Annotated in this window: 12 protein-coding genes; 5 read left to right on the forward strand and 7 right to left on the reverse strand. The window is 60.5% G+C overall.

Annotated elements, in window-relative coordinates; translation table 11 throughout:
- Window positions 1-78 precede the first annotated feature (78 nt).
- From LGH70_RS04280 to LGH70_RS04290, 3 genes are all read right to left on the reverse strand, one after another.
- The gene (locus LGH70_RS04280; RefSeq protein ID WP_226183052.1) at window positions 79-1,473 is read right to left on the reverse strand and encodes a bifunctional UDP-3-O-[3-hydroxymyristoyl] N-acetylglucosamine deacetylase/3-hydroxyacyl-ACP dehydratase; all 1,395 of its coding nucleotides are present in this window, start codon (window positions 1,471-1,473) and stop codon (window positions 79-81) included.
- A gap of 133 nt (window positions 1,474-1,606) precedes the next feature.
- Complete coding sequence (gene lpxD, locus LGH70_RS04285) at window positions 1,607-2,647, reverse strand: UDP-3-O-(3-hydroxymyristoyl)glucosamine N-acyltransferase (RefSeq protein WP_226183054.1); 1,041 nt, start codon at window positions 2,645-2,647, stop codon at window positions 1,607-1,609.
- 128 nt (window positions 2,648-2,775) lie between these two features.
- On the reverse strand, window positions 2,776-4,008 hold the full coding sequence (locus tag LGH70_RS04290) for an HD domain-containing protein (RefSeq protein WP_226183056.1): 1,233 nt from the start codon (window positions 4,006-4,008) through the stop codon (window positions 2,776-2,778).
- Between the two features lie 363 nt (window positions 4,009-4,371).
- Here LGH70_RS04290 and porX point away from each other — a divergent pair, with 363 nt between their 5' ends.
- Both porX and LGH70_RS04300 read left to right on the forward strand, forming a co-directional pair.
- A complete protein-coding gene (gene porX, locus LGH70_RS04295; RefSeq protein ID WP_226183058.1) occupies window positions 4,372-5,937 on the forward strand; it encodes a T9SS response regulator signal transducer PorX in 1,566 nt (521 codons plus the stop codon).
- A gap of 811 nt (window positions 5,938-6,748) precedes the next feature.
- Window positions 6,749-7,423, forward strand: coding sequence for an HAD family hydrolase (locus LGH70_RS04300; RefSeq protein WP_226183059.1), 675 nt, complete (start codon window positions 6,749-6,751; stop codon window positions 7,421-7,423).
- 51 nt (window positions 7,424-7,474) lie between these two features.
- Here LGH70_RS04300 and LGH70_RS04305 read toward each other — a convergent pair whose 3' ends face one another.
- Window positions 7,475-8,761, reverse strand: coding sequence for a hypothetical protein (locus LGH70_RS04305; RefSeq protein WP_226183061.1), 1,287 nt, complete (start codon window positions 8,759-8,761; stop codon window positions 7,475-7,477).
- Window positions 8,762-8,889: 128 nt separating this feature from the next.
- Between LGH70_RS04305 and LGH70_RS04310 the strand changes: the two genes are divergently transcribed.
- The 3 genes from LGH70_RS04310 to LGH70_RS04320 all read left to right on the forward strand — a co-directional run bounded on the left by LGH70_RS04310 (window position 8,890) and on the right by LGH70_RS04320 (window position 11,999).
- Window positions 8,890-9,999 (forward strand): sensor histidine kinase, encoded by a 1,110-nt coding sequence (locus tag LGH70_RS04310; protein ID WP_226183063.1) that lies wholly within the window; start codon window positions 8,890-8,892, stop codon window positions 9,997-9,999.
- A 6-nt stretch (window positions 10,000-10,005) separates the two neighbouring features.
- Window positions 10,006-11,115, forward strand: coding sequence for a sensor histidine kinase (locus LGH70_RS04315; protein ID WP_226183065.1), 1,110 nt, complete (start codon window positions 10,006-10,008; stop codon window positions 11,113-11,115).
- Window positions 11,116-11,297: 182 nt separating this feature from the next.
- Entirely contained in the window at window positions 11,298-11,999 is a 702-nt protein-coding gene (locus LGH70_RS04320) for a LytR/AlgR family response regulator transcription factor (RefSeq protein ID WP_226183067.1), read from the forward strand.
- A gap of 112 nt (window positions 12,000-12,111) precedes the next feature.
- On the opposite strand, the gene LGH70_RS04325 is transcribed toward LGH70_RS04320, so the two are convergent.
- The 3 genes from LGH70_RS04325 to LGH70_RS04335 all read right to left on the reverse strand — a co-directional run bounded on the left by LGH70_RS04325 (window position 12,112) and on the right by LGH70_RS04335 (window position 16,624).
- Entirely contained in the window at window positions 12,112-14,628 is a 2,517-nt protein-coding gene (locus LGH70_RS04325; RefSeq protein WP_226183069.1) for a TonB-dependent receptor domain-containing protein, read from the reverse strand.
- A gap of 266 nt (window positions 14,629-14,894) precedes the next feature.
- Complete coding sequence (locus LGH70_RS04330; protein WP_226183071.1) at window positions 14,895-15,326, reverse strand: MarR family winged helix-turn-helix transcriptional regulator; 432 nt, start codon at window positions 15,324-15,326, stop codon at window positions 14,895-14,897.
- 137 nt (window positions 15,327-15,463) lie between these two features.
- Complete coding sequence (locus LGH70_RS04335; protein ID WP_226183073.1) at window positions 15,464-16,624, reverse strand: serine hydrolase domain-containing protein; 1,161 nt, start codon at window positions 16,622-16,624, stop codon at window positions 15,464-15,466.
- Window positions 16,625-16,643 lie beyond the last annotated feature (19 nt).

Here is a 16,643-nt window from a genome sequence, read left to right on the forward strand (position 1 = left end):
AAGAATCGTCTCAACGCAGCGCAGGGCGCTTTTCGTCTGAGAATTATTCATTCTTAATTACTAATTACTAATTGGAATTTAGGCGTCTTTGCGGACAATGGCGGCACTCATTTCGGCCTCCATTACCACTTTGCCGTTCACAAAGGCCTGGCCTTTCATCTTGGCAATACCGCGCTTGATGGGAGACAACAGCTGACAGCGGAAAATGATAGTGTCGCCGGGCACGACTTTCTTGCGGAAGCGGCAGTTTTCGATGCCGAGGAAGTAGGTCCAGTAATTTTCGGGGTCGGGTACGGTGTTCAGCACCAGAATGCCGCCGGTCTGGGCCATGGCCTCAATCTGGAGTACACCGGGCATCACCGGGTTGCCGGGGAAGTGGCCGGGGAAAAACGGCTCATTGATGGTCACGTTCTTGATGCTGGCCACCGTGTTGGCGTCCAGGTGAATGACCTTGTCGATGAGCAGGAATGGGTAGCGGTGGGGCAGAATCTGGCTGATCTGGTTCGTGTCGAGCACCGGCTCCCGGCCCGGGTCGTAGGTGGGCACGGCGGAGGTGTTGGCCTCCATCATCTTCTTTTTGATCTTCTTGGCAAACGCCACGTTGGCCGCGTGGCCGGGGCGGGCCGCCAGAATCTGGCCTTTCAGCGGCCGGCCGACCAGGGCCAGGTCGCCGACCATGTCGAGCAGCTTGTGGCGGGCCGGCTCGTTTTTGTAGCGCAGGTCCACATTGTTCAGAATGCCCTCCTTCTTAACGGCCACCTTGGGCTTGCCCAGCATGGTTGCCAGCTCGCTCAACTCCTCGTCGCTCACCACGCGGTCCACGACCACAATAGCGTTGCTCAAATCACCGCCCTTAATCAGGTTGGACTTGTAGAGGGCTTCCAGCTCGTGCAGAAAGCAGAAGGTGCGGGAAGAGGAAATTTCGGCGGTAAACTGCGAGATGTCCGTCAGCGACGCGTGCTGGGAGCCCAGCACGGGCGAGTTGTAGTCCACCATCACCGTCAGGCGGTAGTCGTTCAGGGGCAGGGCGGCAATTTCCACGGCCCGGGCATTGTCCACGAAGCGGATTTCCTCGGGAATCTCGAAGTAGTTGCGCAGCGCGTTCTGTTCTTCCAGGCCTACCTGCTCAATGGCCTTGATGAACTCGTAGCTGGAGCCGTCCATGATGGGCGGCTCGGGGCCGTCGAGCTGAATCAGCACGTTGTCGAGCTGCAAGCCTACCAAAGCCGCCAGCGTGTGCTCCACCGTGTTGATGCGGGCACCGTTCTGCTCAATGGTCGTACCGCGCGAAAGGTCTACCACGTTGTCGACATCGGCATCCACGATGGGCTGGCCGGGCATGTCGATGCGCTGAAACTTGTAGCCATGATTGACCGGCGCGGGGCAGAAGGTCATGTTGGCCGAAACGCCGGTGTGCAGGCCAATGCCGCTCACGGTCACGGGCGCCTTGATGGTATGTTGCTTGTCGTTCATTGGGGTGCTGGTAGCGGCTGACAATCAGCTGCTAGCTGACGGGCAAGAGACTTCAGGAACTTGGGTAGAAGAGAATAAAAGGCTGCGGGCGGTAGCAAACTGCTCCGTACCAGCAGCCTTTCAGGACGCAAAGCTAGGACTTTTCCGGCACGGATGAGTTACGCTCCAGGTCGCTGAGGCGGCGCTCCAACTCGGGCAGGTGGCGGAAAATGGCGTTGGCGCGCAGACTGTCGCGCAGGTTGAAGGCCGGGGAGCCCTGCAGCAGCACGCCTTCGGTCTTGATGGACTTGCCCACGCCCGACTGCGCCGTGACGGTGGTGCGGTTGGCCAGGGAGAGGTGGCCGGCAATACCGGTCTGGCCGGCCAGCACGCAGAAGTCGCCAATTTTGGTGGAGCCCGAAATGCCCGTTTGGGCGGCTACTACCGTGTGGCGGCCGATTTCCACGTTGTGGGCAATCTGCACTAAGTTGTCGATTTTGGCGCCCTCACGGATGATGGTGGAGCCCATCGTGGCGCAGTCGATGGTGGCGTTGGCCCCGATGCTCACGTTGTCTTCCAGCACCACGTTGCCGATCTGCGGAATGGTTTTGTAGGAGCCGTCGGGCTGGGGCGCGAAGCCAAAGCCGTCGGAGCCGATGACGGCGCCGGCGTGCACCGTGCAGCGGGCGCCAATTACAGTTTCAGCGTAAATCTTGGCCCCGGCGTAGATAATGGTGCCGTCGCCAATCACGCATCGGTCGCCGATGTAGGCCTGGGGGAAAATCACCACGTCATTGCCGATGCGGCAGTCCTGACCGATGTAGGAAAAGGCGCCGCGGTAGTGGTTTTCACCAATGGTGGAGTTGGCCCCGATAAAGGCGGGCTCTTCCACGCCGCGCCGGCCGGTGCGGGTAGCCTGCTGGTAGAATTCGAGCAGGGTGGTAAAGCTCGTGTACGGGTCGTCGACGCGGATAAGGGCGGCCGTTGCGGGATGCTTCAGCGCCAGGGTTTTACTGACGATGACGGCCGAGGCGCCCGTGGTGTACAGGTAGGGCTCGTACTTCAGGTTCGACAGGAAGGAGAGGGCCCCGGCCTGTGCTTCTTCGATTTTTGCCAACCGGTCAATGCGCTGCGTGGCGTCGCCTTCGACGACGCCCTGGAGCACTTCCGCAATCTGGCCTACCGTAAATTCCATTGCGCAAAAGTAGCAGTTGGTTTTGGGTTTTTGGTTTTTGGTCGTTGCTCGTGCAGTAACGCGCTGCTGGCTTGGGCTTAAACTCAGTGGAGGCGTCAACCGGTATTACCCAAAAGCCAAAAACTTGTTTAGTGCGCTATTTCCTTAGGGTAGCAGATGTAGTGCTTCTCGACGCGCTGGCCCAGGGCCCGGATGTTGGGCAAGTCGGAGGCTTCAGCCACGTTGATAACCCGGCCGCCTTTGGTCAGTACATCAATCGTGTCTTTGCCGGCCGCGTCGTAGGCGTTGTTGCTGATGCGCCCGGCCAGCATGAGCTGACTGGCATCCTGGGGCGAGAGGCCGAACTTCTCGGCAATCAGCTCGATGACGCCCAGGCCCAGGTCGTCGTCGAAGGGCTCACTCTGCAGAATAATCTTGAACAGCCGGCGGTCCAGCATGCTGCGCGACATGTAGCTGAGGACTTTATCGGGGTGGGAGGCCCACATTTTCACGGCGCTCCACACGTCGGTGTCGTCCAGCTGCACGAAGCGTTGCAGGATGGTATCGTCCTGGGAGAAGTTGAGGATGCTCACGGGCTTGGCCAGGAAGTAGTGCAGGTCGGGGGTGGCGGGCACCTCGTGGCCGGAGCGCACCAAATCCCGGGCCCGCTGGATGATGCGGATAATCATCTGCTCGGCGCTGGTCACGGTCTTGTGCAGGTACACCTGCCAGTACATCAGGCGGCGGCTCACCAGAAAGTTCTCGATGCTGTAGACGGCTTTTTCCTCCAGCACCAGCTTCTCGTCCACCACCGTGAGCATCTTGATGAGACGGTCGGCGCCGGGGCGGCCTTCCTGCACGCCGGTATAGAAGGAGTCCCGGTTGAGGTAGTCGAGGCGGTCCATGTCGAGCTGGGAGCTGACGAGCTGGTGGAAAAACGGCCGCTCGTAGGTGCCCTGGAAGATGCGGATGGCCAGGTCCAGGGCCCCGTCGTGCTCCTTATTAAGCTTCTGCATCAGAAACAAGCTGAGCTGCTCGTGGGGCACTTCGTGGAAAATGGCGTGCTCCAGGGCGTGGGAGAGGGGGCCGTGGCCGATGTCGTGGAGCAGGATGGCCACCAGGGCCGCCTCGCCTTCCCGGGCCGAAATCTTCACGCCTTTGTCCTTGAGCGTGCGCAAAGCCAGGGTCATCAGGTGCATGGCGCCCAGGGCGTGGTGAAAGCGCGTGTGCAGGGCGCCGGGGTACACGAAGCCGGTGAGGCCCAGCTGCTGAATGCGGCGCAGGCGCTGGAAGTAGGGGTGCTCAATCAGGTCGAACAGCAACTCGGTGGGCACCGTGACAAAGCCGTAGACCGGGTCGTTGAAGATTTTCTTTTTGTTCAAAGGAGACAGGCGTAGCGCGCCGGTATAAAGCGCGTGGGCGGAACATAAGGCGGGTAGAGAAGTTGAGATACAACAACCTGGAAAGCCAGGCGCGGCACCGCAGCGAAAACCAACTCAACAATTTTTGGCTTCTTTACGGCGGAGTTAGGCGGCCGAATATCGGATTGCCGTAATTTTTCAAAACCAAAAACCGGGTATTGGGAGTAAAGCTACTTACGAAACGGCATTTGCAACCTGCTTGCGGCCTTCAGCCTCTTTGAGGACAACTGAATAGCTGGCGGTCGGCTTGCCCGCATGCCGCCTTTCCGAAACGCCGGGTTTGCTAGCCGGGCGCGACTTTTTCAAGATTCCCAACATCCTTATATGCAACGGTACTCCATCCTCTGGGCCGACGACGAAATCGACCTGCTCAAACCCCACATTCTCTTTCTGACCGAAAAAGGCTACGACGTGACCGGCGTAAACTCGGGCGCCGATGCCATCGAGCAGGTGCAGGAGCAGAACTTCGATATCGTGTTTCTCGACGAGAACATGCCCGGCCTGACCGGCCTGGAAACCCTGACGGAGATTAAAGCGGTGAAGCCCACGCTGCCCGTCATCATGATTACCAAGAGCGAGGAAGAGCACATCATGGAGGACGCCATCGGCTCCAAGATTGCCGATTACCTCATCAAGCCCGTCAATCCGAACCAGATTCTGCTCAGCGTGAAGAAGGTGCTGGACAACAAGCGCCTGATTTCGGAGAAAACCAACAGCAGCTACCAGCGCGACTTCCGCCAGCTGGGCATGCAGCTCGGCGACCGGCTGAGCCCCTCGGAGTGGGCCGACGTGTACAAGAAGCTCGTGTATTGGGAGCTGGAAATCGACGAGACGGAAGGCAAAAGCATGGCCGAAGTCTTCAACATGCAGAAGGACGAGGCCAACAACTACTTCTGTAAGTTCATCATGGACAACTACGAGGAGTGGGTGAACAAGGAGGACGACGACGCCCCGCTGATGTCGCACGAGCTGTTCCAGAAGCGCGTATTTCCGCTGCTCAAAGAAACCGGCGACACGCCCGTCTACTTCCTGCTGATTGACAACCTGCGCTACGACCAGTGGAAGATTCTGGAGCCCATCATTGCTGAGCTGTTCACGGTGGACCAGGAGGAAATGTACTACTCGATTCTGCCCACCACCACGGCCTACGCCCGCAATGCCATCTTCTCGGGCATGATGCCCGGCGAGATTCAGAAGAAGTACCCGAATCTGTGGGTGAATGACGACGACGACGAGGGCAAGAACCTGAACGAGGCCGAATTCATGGAAATCATGTTCCAGAAGGCCAACCAGAAGCACAAGTTCAGCTACAACAAGGTCACGAACCTGCAGGCCGGCAAGGACCTGCTGGGCAAGATGAGCAACCTGCACAACAATTATAAGTGCAACGTCATCGTCTACAACTTCGTGGACATGCTCTCGCACGCCCGCACCGACATGGCCATGATTCGGGAGCTGGCCGCCGATGAGTCGGCGTACCGCTCTATCACCCGCTCGTGGTTCCTGCACTCGCCCTTGTATGAGATGCTGCAGCAGATTGCCGAGAAAAAGGGCAAGCTCATCATCACTACCGACCACGGCACGATACGCGTAAAGCGGCCCTTCAAGATTGTGGGCGACCGGAACACGAACACCAACCTGCGCTACAAGCACGGCAAAAACCTGGGCTTCACCGACAAGGACGTGTACGTGGTGCGCAAGCCGGAGCGCATTTTCCTGCCCCGCGAAAACGTGAGCACCGCCTACGTTTTCACCCTGGGCGACTATTTCTTCGCCTACCCCAACAACTACAACTACTACGTGAACTACTACAAGGACACGTTCCAGCACGGCGGCATCTCCCTGGAGGAGGTGATTATTCCGTTTATCACGCTCACCTCGAAGGCGTAGCGGAGGAAGTTTTTAGATACATTGGTAGCGGCGGGTTTCTTCGGAGGCCCGCCGCTATTGTGTTATATCAGCCTTAAGAGAAAAATGAATAAGGTTTTACCACTGCTTTTATTAGCCATCCTGGCGAGTTGCCAGCCGCCCGATACTGCCAAGCAAACCCAGCAAGAGGCTTCACTGCCAGCTACTATAATTCACCTCCCGCGTCTGCCGCTTCCCAGTTATACTCATAGGTCACTACCACCCAAAACGAAAATCAGAGAGTTTACAATTCTTCCCTTTTCGGAGGGGGTGGAAATATTTTCCCCGGTTCAAAACCAGCCTTTTTATCGGAGCAGGAAATAGATGAGGTATATAAATTATTACAGGTCTTCGTTGATGAGTATAACCTAAAAGAGAAACGCAGGACGAAGGAGTTTCAGAAGAAATATCCTAAGTATTCCTCTGTCGCTCCTGACACCATCAGTCTGGTTCGCTACCGTCTGCAATTAATACCGGCTACGACAGTCTCAGGTGATAAGGTAGTGTACATCCGTGGTTTTTCGAGTGATTATTTCATCCGCTGGCGTACCAGAATGGCGCACCAGAGTGACGGAGGAAGCTCTATGTTCCACGTAAGAATTAATCTAAGCCGACGAGTATGGTATGAATTCCATATTAATGGGGATGCATGATGCGTAGCGCGAACTTTGTAGTTCGCGTGGCCCGCGCTATTAGGTCGTTCTGGCACGCGAACTACAAAGTTCGCGCTACGTGGCCTATCAATCCGCCCGCTCGTCGTAGCTTACGAAGCTTTTACCCGTAGCCTGCCCGTATGGCCTATTCGCTATTCCTCTTCGATTACGACGGCACGCTGTGCGACACCCGCCGCGCCATCGTCTTCAGCTTCGAGCGCACCTTTGCCCACTACCAGGTGGCCGCGCCCGCGCCCGAGGTACTGCAGACCATCATCAACAAGGGCCTGGTGCTGGGGGATATGTTCCGGGAGCTGTTTCCCGAGCTGTCCGAAGCCGAAGTAGCGGAGTGGGTCGTTACTTACCGCGGCATCTACGCCCGGGAGGCCGAGCCGCTGGTAATCCCGTTTCCCGGCGCGCTGGCCTTGTTTGCCCAGCTCTCGGAGCGGGGCGTGCTCATCGGGGTGCTCAGCAACAAGGGCGCGGCGGTGCTCGAAGCCTCCCTGGCCCAGCTCGGGCTGCTGCCCTTCGTGGCCCTGGTTATCGGCGACGGGACCATGCCGGAAAAGCAGCTGGCCAAAAAGCCCGACCCCATGGCGTTTCACGAAGTGGTGCGGCCGCGCTTCCCGGAGGTGCCTACCGATAAAATTCTGATGGTCGGCGACACCACGGCCGATTTGCAGTTTGCCCACAACAGCCGCATCGACTCCTGCTGGGTTACCTTCGGCTTCGGTGAGGCCGACCAGTGCCGCGCCCTGCAGCCCACGCACACCGTGAGCCACCTGCTGGAAATTCCGGCTCTGCGCCGGGCGTAAGCAGGCGGGGTAAGGGGGCATGGTGCCAAAAATGAGCCGCTTCAACAAGTCTTAGTAAGGGCGGCTGGCGGTGGTTTCCGGAATGATAACCATATAATCGTAGCCCTGGATAATGGTGCTCAGCGTCTGGCTGCTCACCTTCAGCCGGTCGGCCTGCAGGTAGCGGCGCAGGGGGCGCAGGTCGAATACCTGCCAGGCGCCAGGCGCAGCCGGGGCGGCGAAGGCCTGCACCATTTTGTCGGTGGCGTTGGAATAGGGTAGGCCCGGCTTGCTCAGGTCGTCGGGGTTGGGCATGCCAGCTTTGAGGCCCTGCTTACCGATAATGAAGATGTGCAGGGACTTCTGGTCGTGCACTTCAGCTAGGTTCAGGGCCAGGTTGCCCACGTCGTACACGCCGCCGGTCAGGCTCACGCCCCGCGCCACGTGGCCCGCCCCAAACTTAAACAGCATCTTGGGCAGGGGCTGGCCGGGCTGGTCGTAGGGGCGCAGGCTTTCCAGCAGGTTGCGCTTCATCAGATTGATGCGCTGCTGGTGGCTTTTGGCCCCCTGGGTGTTGTAGAGCGTAAAAATCTCGCTGCTCTGGGTGAAGTCGCGCACCATTTGCTGTACCTGCGGCCCTTCCTTTTGGGTGAGGGCGCGCAGGCTGTCGAGGGCCGAGGGACGCTGGTAAATGCTGAAGTTGCCGGCGCCCTTCACCATCACGGCGCGGTCTTGAGCCTGGTAGGCAGCGGCGCGGTGCTGCAGCTCACGGCGTACTGCCTTGCTTTTGGCTTGCGCGGCCATGCGCTCAAACAGGCTGCCCGTGGTCATAATACCTACCTGGTCGACGCCCATGATAGGAACGTTCTGGGCGCGCAGGAAGCGGGCCAGCTCAAACTCCTCGGCCCAGCTGTAGAAGGCCAGACCCATGGCGTGCTGTTTGTTATACGCGGTGGGCAAACCCGGCTGCGCGGCCAGGCGGTTCAAATCCTGGGCCTGGTACTTGTCGATTTCGGCCACGTACAGCGCCGGTTTCAACTCGCGGGCTACAGCCGTGGCAAAGCCCGGAATCTGGGCCACACCGTGGTCCTCGCCCAGGAGCACCAGCTGGCTTTGCTGAATATCCTGCTGCAGGCGGGCCCAGCCGGGGCCGGCCAGCTCGGGGCCGTTCTGGGTTAGGGTAAAGGTGTTTTTGCGCAGCAGCCGGATAAAAGTGGTATCGGTTTCCTGGGCCTGGGCCGAGCCGCCGAGCAAGCCCGCCAGCAGGACCAGCGTCAGGTGGCGGTGGCGGCCGGCCAGAGCGGCAGCGGAAGAGGCAGCAGGAGTGAGGCGGCGCAGAAGGGAGCGGAAAGAAGGCACGGTGGTAAGGATTTGGGGTGAAGAAGAAGATCTGGTCCAAAGAAATTGCGCAGCTTTAGGCACTGGAATTTTATTCGACCAAATCACCGCCCCACACCACCAACGGTTGAAGTGGTCTGCCTTTTTTCATGCCTGAATCTGCTTTCCGCTGGCCGACGCTGCGCTGGCAAACCCTGAGTGCCCGCACCACTGCCACGCTGCTGCAGCTGCTGCTGTGGGTGCTGCTGGCGGGCTTCTACGTGGTCTGGAACAACCGCCCCAACTACCACTTCGACGGCCCCATCTGGCCCCTGGTGCTGCTGCAGATCGGCTTTGCCATTATCCTGTTCAACAGCCTGACCTACCTCATTATCCCGCGTTGGCTGCTGAAAGGGCGCTTCTGGCCGGCTCTGGGCGGGGGGCTGGTGTTAATTTATGGTTACCGGCTCTGGATGTACGCCGGCTCCCGCCTGGCTGAAACCTACGTGGACCTCGACCCGGTGCTGCGGCGCACTCTGCACGCGTTTTACGTGGAAACCCTGTGGCAGGACCTGACCAGCTTTACGGGCATGCTGGGCTCGTTTGTGGGCATGCTGGCGCCCATGCTCTTTCCCCTGGTGGTGAGCTTTCTGGTGTATGCTCTGGTGGTCGACCGGCGGCGGCTGGCTCTGGAGCGCGACCATCTGCGGCTGGAGCGTAGCTACCTCAAGGCCCAGATCAACCCGCAGTTTCTCTTCCACACGCTCGGCAGCCTGAATGCTATGACCCGGAGCCGTGACCCCCGGGCCGGCGACGTAGTGCTGCACCTGGCCGATCTGATGCGCTATACCCTCTACGAAACCGACGCGGAGCGCGTGCCCCTGGCCCGGGAGCTGGAGTTCCTCGACGACTACCTGGCCCTGGAGCGCCTGCGCAGCCCGGCCGCCACCACGATTTTCCACGAAGTTTTCGGCGCGGCTACCACCCAGCAGATTGCGCCCCTGCTGCTGCACCCGTTTCTGGAGCGGCTGTTTGCGGGCCTGCCATCGGCTCCGGCCGGTCCGGTGGCCGTTCGTAGCACCGTGCAGCTCAGCGCCACCGAGCTGCACCTGGCCCTGGCCCGCACCGGCGGCGCGCCCGGTGCCCAGCCCTACGCCACCGACCCGGTTATCATCGGGGCGCAGCGGCGCCTGCAACTGCAGTATCCCGGGCGGCACACGCTGCAGCTCACCGAGGCTCAGGGGGAGGTGCGGGTTCGACTTACTCTCGCGCTCAACTAGCCTGGTATGGAAACAACTTTTTCCGGCGGGCGTCTGCCCGTGTTGGCGCCGGCCCTGCGACGCGTACTGGTGCCGGTGTTCTGGTGGGGCCTGTTTGTCCTGGCGGAGTTCGTAGCGTTCAGCAACTGGCAGGAAACGGCCCTCGTGACCTGGGGCTTCGTGCTCAAGGACCTGGTGGCGACCATGCTGGGCTACTACTTTTTCTCCCGGGTGGTGCTGCCCCGGTGGCTGCTGCGGCGCCGCTGGCTGCGCACGGCCCTGGGGCTACTGGCCATCTACTACGCCTGGGGCCTGCTCTCCTACGCCTACTATGCCCTGCTAGACCGCTACGGGCTGATTTCGGCAAACGCCCACGACTACATGCACCGCCTTATCGACTACGGCCTCTGGGGCGGGGTGTTTTCGTGGCGGGCCGTGAGCATGGGCATCAGCGACTTTTCCGTGACCACGCTACCCCCGATTCTGGTGCGCTTCGTGCGGTTTCTGCTCACCAGCAGCAACCAGAGCCTGCGCCTGCAGCGCGAAAACCTCACGCTGGAAGTCAGCTTTCTCAAGGCCCAGGTCAACCCGCACTTTTTGTTCAACACCCTGAACAACATCTACACCATGGTGGTGCGGCAGGACGAGCGCGCCCCCACCATGGTGCAGCACCTCACCGATTTGATGCACTACACCGTCTATGAATCGGATGCTGCGCTGGTGCCCCTGAGCCGGGAAATCGGGTTTCTGGAAGACTACCTGGAGCTGGAGCGTCTGCGCTACGGCCCCAAAGTCAGCATCCGCTACCACCAGGCGGGCCCCGTGGCCGACTTCCGTATCACGCCGCTGCTGTTCTTTCCCTTCGTCGAAAATGCCTTCAAGCACGGCGTCGACAGTAGCCTGGAGGCTAGCTGGGTGACTATTGGGCTAGAAGTGAAAGACGGGCAGCTGCATTTCGAAGTCAGCAACAGCCTGACTCCCAGCGGCCCCCCGCGCGAATTCGGCGGCGTGGGCGTGGCCAACGTGCAAAAGCGCCTGGCCCTGCACTACCCGCCGGAAGACTACCAGCTGACCATCGGCCCCGAGCCCGAAAACACCTACCGCGCCGCCCTGACGCTACGCCTGCACCCGGCTTAAAAAAAGTACATCAGTCGAATAAAGTGCGACATCTCGCCGGCAGTGCTAATCCTCCTCAGCTGTCATCCTGAGCAGAGCGAAGGACCGTCGTTGTTACGACCTGTTCAAAGATAATACGTCCTTCGCTGAGCGGACGTCAGATCAAGGATTACAGTGTAAACAAAGCAACTACCCAACCCTAAATGATTAACTGCCTGATTATCGACGACGAGCCCTTCGCCCGTGAGCTGCTCGAAGGCTACGTTTCCCAGATTCCCGGCCTGAAGCTGCTGGCCAGCTGCGAGCATGTGTTCGAGGCGCTGGAAATACTGCAGCAACAGAAAGTCGACCTGATTTTCTCCGACATCAATATGCCTCAGGTCAACGGCATCGAGTTCATCAAGTCGCTGCACAACCCGCCCTACGTAGTTTTCGTCACGGCCTACCCCAACTTCGCCCTTGAAGGCTTCGAGCTCGATGCCCTGGACTACATCGTGAAGCCCGTTTCGTTTCCGCGCTTTCTCAAGGCCGTGAACAAGGCCCAGCTTATCATCAACAGCCGCCCCGCCGCCCCGGTGCCGGCCGCCCCGCAGTTCCTGTTCGTCAAGGAGGGCCACAGCCTGCAGCGGGTGCTGTTCGACGAAATCTACTACATCGAGGGCATGAAGGATTACATCAAAATCATCCTCAAAAACCGCGTCATCATCACCTACCTGCGCATGAGCCGGGTCGAAGACCAGCTGCCGGCCGAGCGTTTCACCCGCATTCAGAAGTCCTACATCGTGCGCATGGACGCCATCAAGGCCATCAGCGGCAACGAGGCCGAGCTGTATGATCTGCCCGAAAAGCTACCCATCGGCAAGCAGCACAAGGAAGCCTTGCTAGCCCGGTTTGGGTTGAGCTAATGCTACTTTATAGCTCTTTTAGTGAACCATCATCAGTTCAGTTATACAGAATACGGCCGCGCATTCGCTGGGAACACGCGGCCGGGATTCGGATTAGGTATAGAAACATGCCCTACGAGCCGCCGGCCCGGCGCTTTTCGTCCTCGGCCCCACCGCTGCGGCGGCGCGAAGGAGCCAGCTTGTCGTTGCCGAAGCGGTAGGTGAAGGCCAGGGTCGCCACCCGGAAGTCGCCGCGCTGGTAGAAGCGCTCCACGTAGTTGTCGTAGGTGGAGGTGGCCCGGATGGCGCCGGTGTAGAAGACGTCCGTCACGTTCAGCTTCAGGTTGCCTTTCCGCTCCCACAGGCTTTTCTGGATGCCAAACGCCACCTCGCCCCGCGGCCGGGTATCGAAGAACGTGTAGAGCTCCCGCGACTGATATTCAGTGTTCAAATCGGCGCTCCAGCCCTTGCCGAAAGTAAAGGTGCTGTTGCTGCTCAGCGTAAAGGCCGGGCGGGCGTTGCTGGCGCCCAAGGTGGTGCCGGCCACGCTGCCCACGAAGCGACTGTAGTAGAACACGCCGTTGTTGTACACACTCCACCACTTGGCCAGCTCCACCGGGGCCGTCAGCGTCAGGGCGTAGTAGTGCTGGGTGCCCAGGTTCTGGCTCGTCGACTTCACGATGCGGCTGTTCACCGTGTCGGGCTGCACAGTGCCCACAATGGGGTCGTCGGTGCGGCTGTAGCTCACGCCCAGGCTGAACTTCTGCCGGTAGGTGTGGGTCAGCTCCACATTGTAGCTGGTTTGGGGGCGCAGCTCGGGGTTGCCCGCCCCATAGGTCGTCGCGTCGATATAGGAGCGGAAGGGGTTGAGCTGCCCGTAGGAAGGCCGGTCGATGCGGCGGCTGAGCGACACCGAGACTTCGTGCCGGTCGGTGAAGGTGTGCTTCAGGGCCGCGCTGGGGAAGAGCTGGAAGTAGTTGCGGGTAAAGTTGGCGTTGATGTCGGGCTGCACCGCGTCCTGCCGGCCCACACCCCGGGTTTGCTCCCCGCGCAGACCCGCCTGCAGCGTCCATTTGGGCAGGGTGTGGTTGATGTTGACGTAGGCCGCGTTGATGTTCTCGTCGTAGCGAAACCGGTTGGAAGTATTCACGTCCCGCACCAGCGTGTTCAAATCCAGGCTGTTATCGGCCCGCTCCAACGGGATGCGAAATACCACGTCGTTGTCGGAATACACCCAGCTAACCTTGGCCCCGGCTTCCAGGCGCATCTGCTTGCTCAGCGGGTGCGTGTAGTCGGCCTTGATGGACTGAATCGTGAGCAGGCCGTCCTGGTCGCCGTAGCGCTTGTAAAACTGCTCGACGGGCGCCCGGTCGTAGTACGTATCCAGGTACTGCAGGCGGTTGGTTTCGTAGCGGGCAAAGTCGGCGTCGGCCGTCAGCTCCCGGTTGCCCACCGAGTCCTTAAAAGTGTGCTTGAAGTTGAGGTTGCCGGCCACATTGGGGAAAGAGGCCTCCCGGTCGTTGGTCGAGTTGTAGCCCCGCAGCGGGTTGCCACTGGCATCGGTCAGCGTGGTCAGGTTGGTACCGTCCTGTACGCTGCGGGTTTGCAGCCCGTTCACCGTCATGCCCACCACGGTATTTTCCGAGAGGTTGTAGTCGAGCCCGGCCTTCCAGCTGTGCGACTGGTTGTGGCCAATGCTGTAGTTGTCCTGGTCGGTGCTGCCGTCGTAGCGCCGGCCCTGGTCGGCAGCCGCGAAAAAGTCGCGGTGAATGGTCAGGGCGCCGTAGTTGCGGCGGTTGGCGTAGGTATAGGAGCCGAAGGTGTTGGTCTTTTTGGTGCGGTGGTTCAGCGTCAGCCCCGAGGTAAACTTGCTGAAGCGGCCGTGGCCGTAGCTGCTGTTCAGGCTGCCGTTGGTGCCCACGCGCTGGTCTTTCTTCAGGTTGATGGCAATGATGCCCGCGCTGCCCTGGGCCTCGTATTTGGCCGGTGGGTTGGTTATCAGCTCAATGCTCTTGAGCTGCTCGGCTGGCAAGGCCCGCAGGTAATCGGCCAGCTCCGAGCCCGTCATGGGCTGGCGTTTGCCGTCGATAAGCACCAGCACGCCCTGGCGCCCGCGCAGCCCGATGTTGTCGTTGCCGTCCACGGTCACGCCCGGCGAGCGGCTGAGCACGTCCAGTGAGGTGTTGCCGGCGGCCAGCGTCGAGCCTTCCACGTTTACAATGGTGCGGTCGGCTTCGCGCTCAAACAACGGCTTCTGGCCCACTACTTTCACTTCCTTCAGCGTCGTGGCCCCGCTGGCGGCCAGGGTCATAACCGGCAGGGCCACAGTTTCGGCCCCGGTGGTAAAGGCCTTGCTCCAGGTGCGCACAAAGCCCACCTGCGAGGCCGACACCAGGTAGCTGCCCGCCGCCGTCTGCTCGAAGCGGAAGGTGCCTTGCCCGTCGCTGAACTCCGATTTCACCACCACCGAGTCGGTGGCGCGGTGGAGCGTTACGGTGGCGTAGTCGATGGGCGCGCCGCTGGCCGTGGTAAGCTGGCCGGTGATGGTGGCGCGGGTTTGGGCCTGGGCCGGCGCGCTGAGCAGCCAGCCCAGAAGCAGCGCCAGGAAAGCAGAGCGGTACGGAAACCGTCCGGGTAACAGAGTTTTCATACTGAGAAGTGAGGTGTAAGGCTACCGCGGGCATCACGAGCCCGTCGGGGAAGGCAGCCGGCAGCGGAAGGCCGCTGACTACCCTGCGGAAAAAATATTCCAGCGTAAGACCCACTGGGCGGCACTACCACCCCTGGTCCGCGGCCGACGGATGGGGAAGAGGAGGGGTACGAATTATTTCGTAGTAAACATACGAATTGTTTCGTATATATAGCGCAGGGCAGGACTTTTTTTTGATTTTTTACCTCATTTCCCGGCTTGGCAGCTTAGGGCTGAGGCGTACAGTTCAGATAAATGCGTTCCAGCAGCTGCTGCAGCTGGGCCGTATCTTCTTCCGAGAGGCCACGCAGGGCAATCTGCCGGTTGCTGAGCACGATAGGGTGCACGGCATCCAGGATGCGCTGGCCTTCGGCCGTGACGCGCAGCTGGGTGCGGCGCCCGTCGTGGGGCAGGGCTTCGGCCACCAGCAGGCTGCGCTCGGTGAGCAGGCGGATAATGCGGGCCACCGAGGCCTGGTCCTTGAAAACCCGGTCCCCGATTTCGGTCTGGGTCAGGTCGTCGTTTTCCAGAATCACGCGCAGCACCAGCCACTGGTCGATGGTAATGGCAATGCCCGCCCGGTCGATGTTAGCCTGGGCAAAACGCCGGTATTGCTTGATGGCCTTGTCAAGCGAGTAAAAGAGAATATTGGAGAGCATGAGAAGAAATCCAGCGGTAGTGAATAGATGTATGATATATCATGAAGGTTGCCTCATGACGGAAATATTTTCTCGGTTGCGCCTAAGGATGGCCGAGAGAGTGGGAGGGAAGGTGACGGATGGAGTTGGGCTACTCATTACTGCACGGCGGCCAGCACCCGCTTGATCAGCTCATTGGGGCTGCCGTTGTGCCAGCGCCACACAATCACGAGGTCGTGCTCGGGGTCAACCCAGATGGTGTTGGAGCCCGCGCCCAGGGCCGCGAAGCTGGTGGCCGGCGCGTCGGTCCAGGCCTTGCGCTGGGTGTTCAGCCACCAGAGGTAGCCGTAGTCGGGGCCCACGGGGCCGGGTGTGGTGGCCTGCTGAACCCAGGCGCGGGGCACGAGCTGGCGGTTTTGCCACTGGCCCTGGCGCAGAAACAGGTAGCCGAAGCGGGCCTCGTCGCGGCTGCTGATCCAGAGGCCGCCGCCCCAGCGCGTGCCCCCACTGACTGAAGCAATGGGCTTGCCGTCAATCGGCACGGTGGAGTTCTGGTAGGGCACCCACTGCCAGGAGCTGGAAGCCCCGATGGGCTGCATGATTTCGGTGCGGAATACTTCCGGCAGCGGCCGGCGCCAGAGCTGGAGCAAAGACAAGGCGAAGCGGTTGATGCGCACGTCGTTGTACTCGTAGTAGGAGCCGGGCTCCTGCAGGGTGCGGGGTTTCCGCTCGCCCTTGCCAAAGGCCTCCCGCCCCACGAAATCAGCATTTTTACCCCACATTTCGCCTTGCCACTCACTGGTCTGGCGGGCGTGGTGCTCCCAGGTCACCTTGCGGTTGTGCGCCGAGTCGTAGCCCCCGTCCTGGATGTAGTTGGCTACCGGGTCGTGAATATCCTTGATCAGACCCCGCTCCTGGGTCAGGCCCAGCAGGGTCGACAGCACGCTTTTGGCCACGCTGTAGGTCGGGTCGGCCCGCTCAGTGTCGCCCCACTCGGCCACGATGTAGCCGTGGCGCAGAATCAGGCCGTTGGTAGCGGCCCGGCTGGCGGGCAACGGTCCCAGAGGCTGCCCAAATATTTCGGCCTGGGTGGAAAAGTCCGGGGCCATCTGGGTGGTTTCCTGCTGCTTGGCCCAGGTTATGGCTTCCGCAAGGCGGGCCTTGTCGAAGCCGGCCTGCTCGGGCTGGCGGTGCTGCCAGCGGTTGCCAGGGCCGGGGAAGTACACCGCCGAAGTGGCCGGCCCGGCCGGGTGGGGCGGGCGGGAACAGCTGAGCAAGGGCAGCAGCAACAGCAGAAAACGGGCGCGGGAAAGCATCATGATAGAAAAGGATAAGAGG

It is taken from the genome of Hymenobacter nitidus, from assembly GCF_020447315.1.
Taxonomy (GTDB): domain Bacteria; phylum Bacteroidota; class Bacteroidia; order Cytophagales; family Hymenobacteraceae; genus Hymenobacter; species Hymenobacter nitidus.

Coding starts and splice junctions, on each gene's coding strand:
- porX (WP_226183058.1), top strand. CDS start 4,372: ATGCAACGGTACTCCATCCTCTGGGCCGACGACGAAATCGACCTGCTC.
- LGH70_RS04315 (WP_226183065.1), top strand. CDS start 10,006: ATGGAAACAACTTTTTCCGGCGGGCGTCTGCCCGTGTTGGCGCCGGCC.
- LGH70_RS04300 (WP_226183059.1), top strand. CDS start 6,749: ATGGCCTATTCGCTATTCCTCTTCGATTACGACGGCACGCTGTGCGAC.
- LGH70_RS04310 (WP_226183063.1), top strand. CDS start 8,890: ATGCCTGAATCTGCTTTCCGCTGGCCGACGCTGCGCTGGCAAACCCTG.
- LGH70_RS04280 (WP_226183052.1), bottom strand. CDS start 1,473: ATGAACGACAAGCAACATACCATCAAGGCGCCCGTGACCGTGAGCGGC.
- LGH70_RS04335 (WP_226183073.1), bottom strand. CDS start 16,624: ATGATGCTTTCCCGCGCCCGTTTTCTGCTGTTGCTGCTGCCCTTGCTC.
- lpxD (WP_226183054.1), bottom strand. CDS start 2,647: ATGGAATTTACGGTAGGCCAGATTGCGGAAGTGCTCCAGGGCGTCGTC.
- LGH70_RS04330 (WP_226183071.1), bottom strand. CDS start 15,326: ATGCTCTCCAATATTCTCTTTTACTCGCTTGACAAGGCCATCAAGCAA.
- LGH70_RS04325 (WP_226183069.1), bottom strand. CDS start 14,628: ATGAAAACTCTGTTACCCGGACGGTTTCCGTACCGCTCTGCTTTCCTG.
- LGH70_RS04320 (WP_226183067.1), top strand. CDS start 11,298: ATGATTAACTGCCTGATTATCGACGACGAGCCCTTCGCCCGTGAGCTG.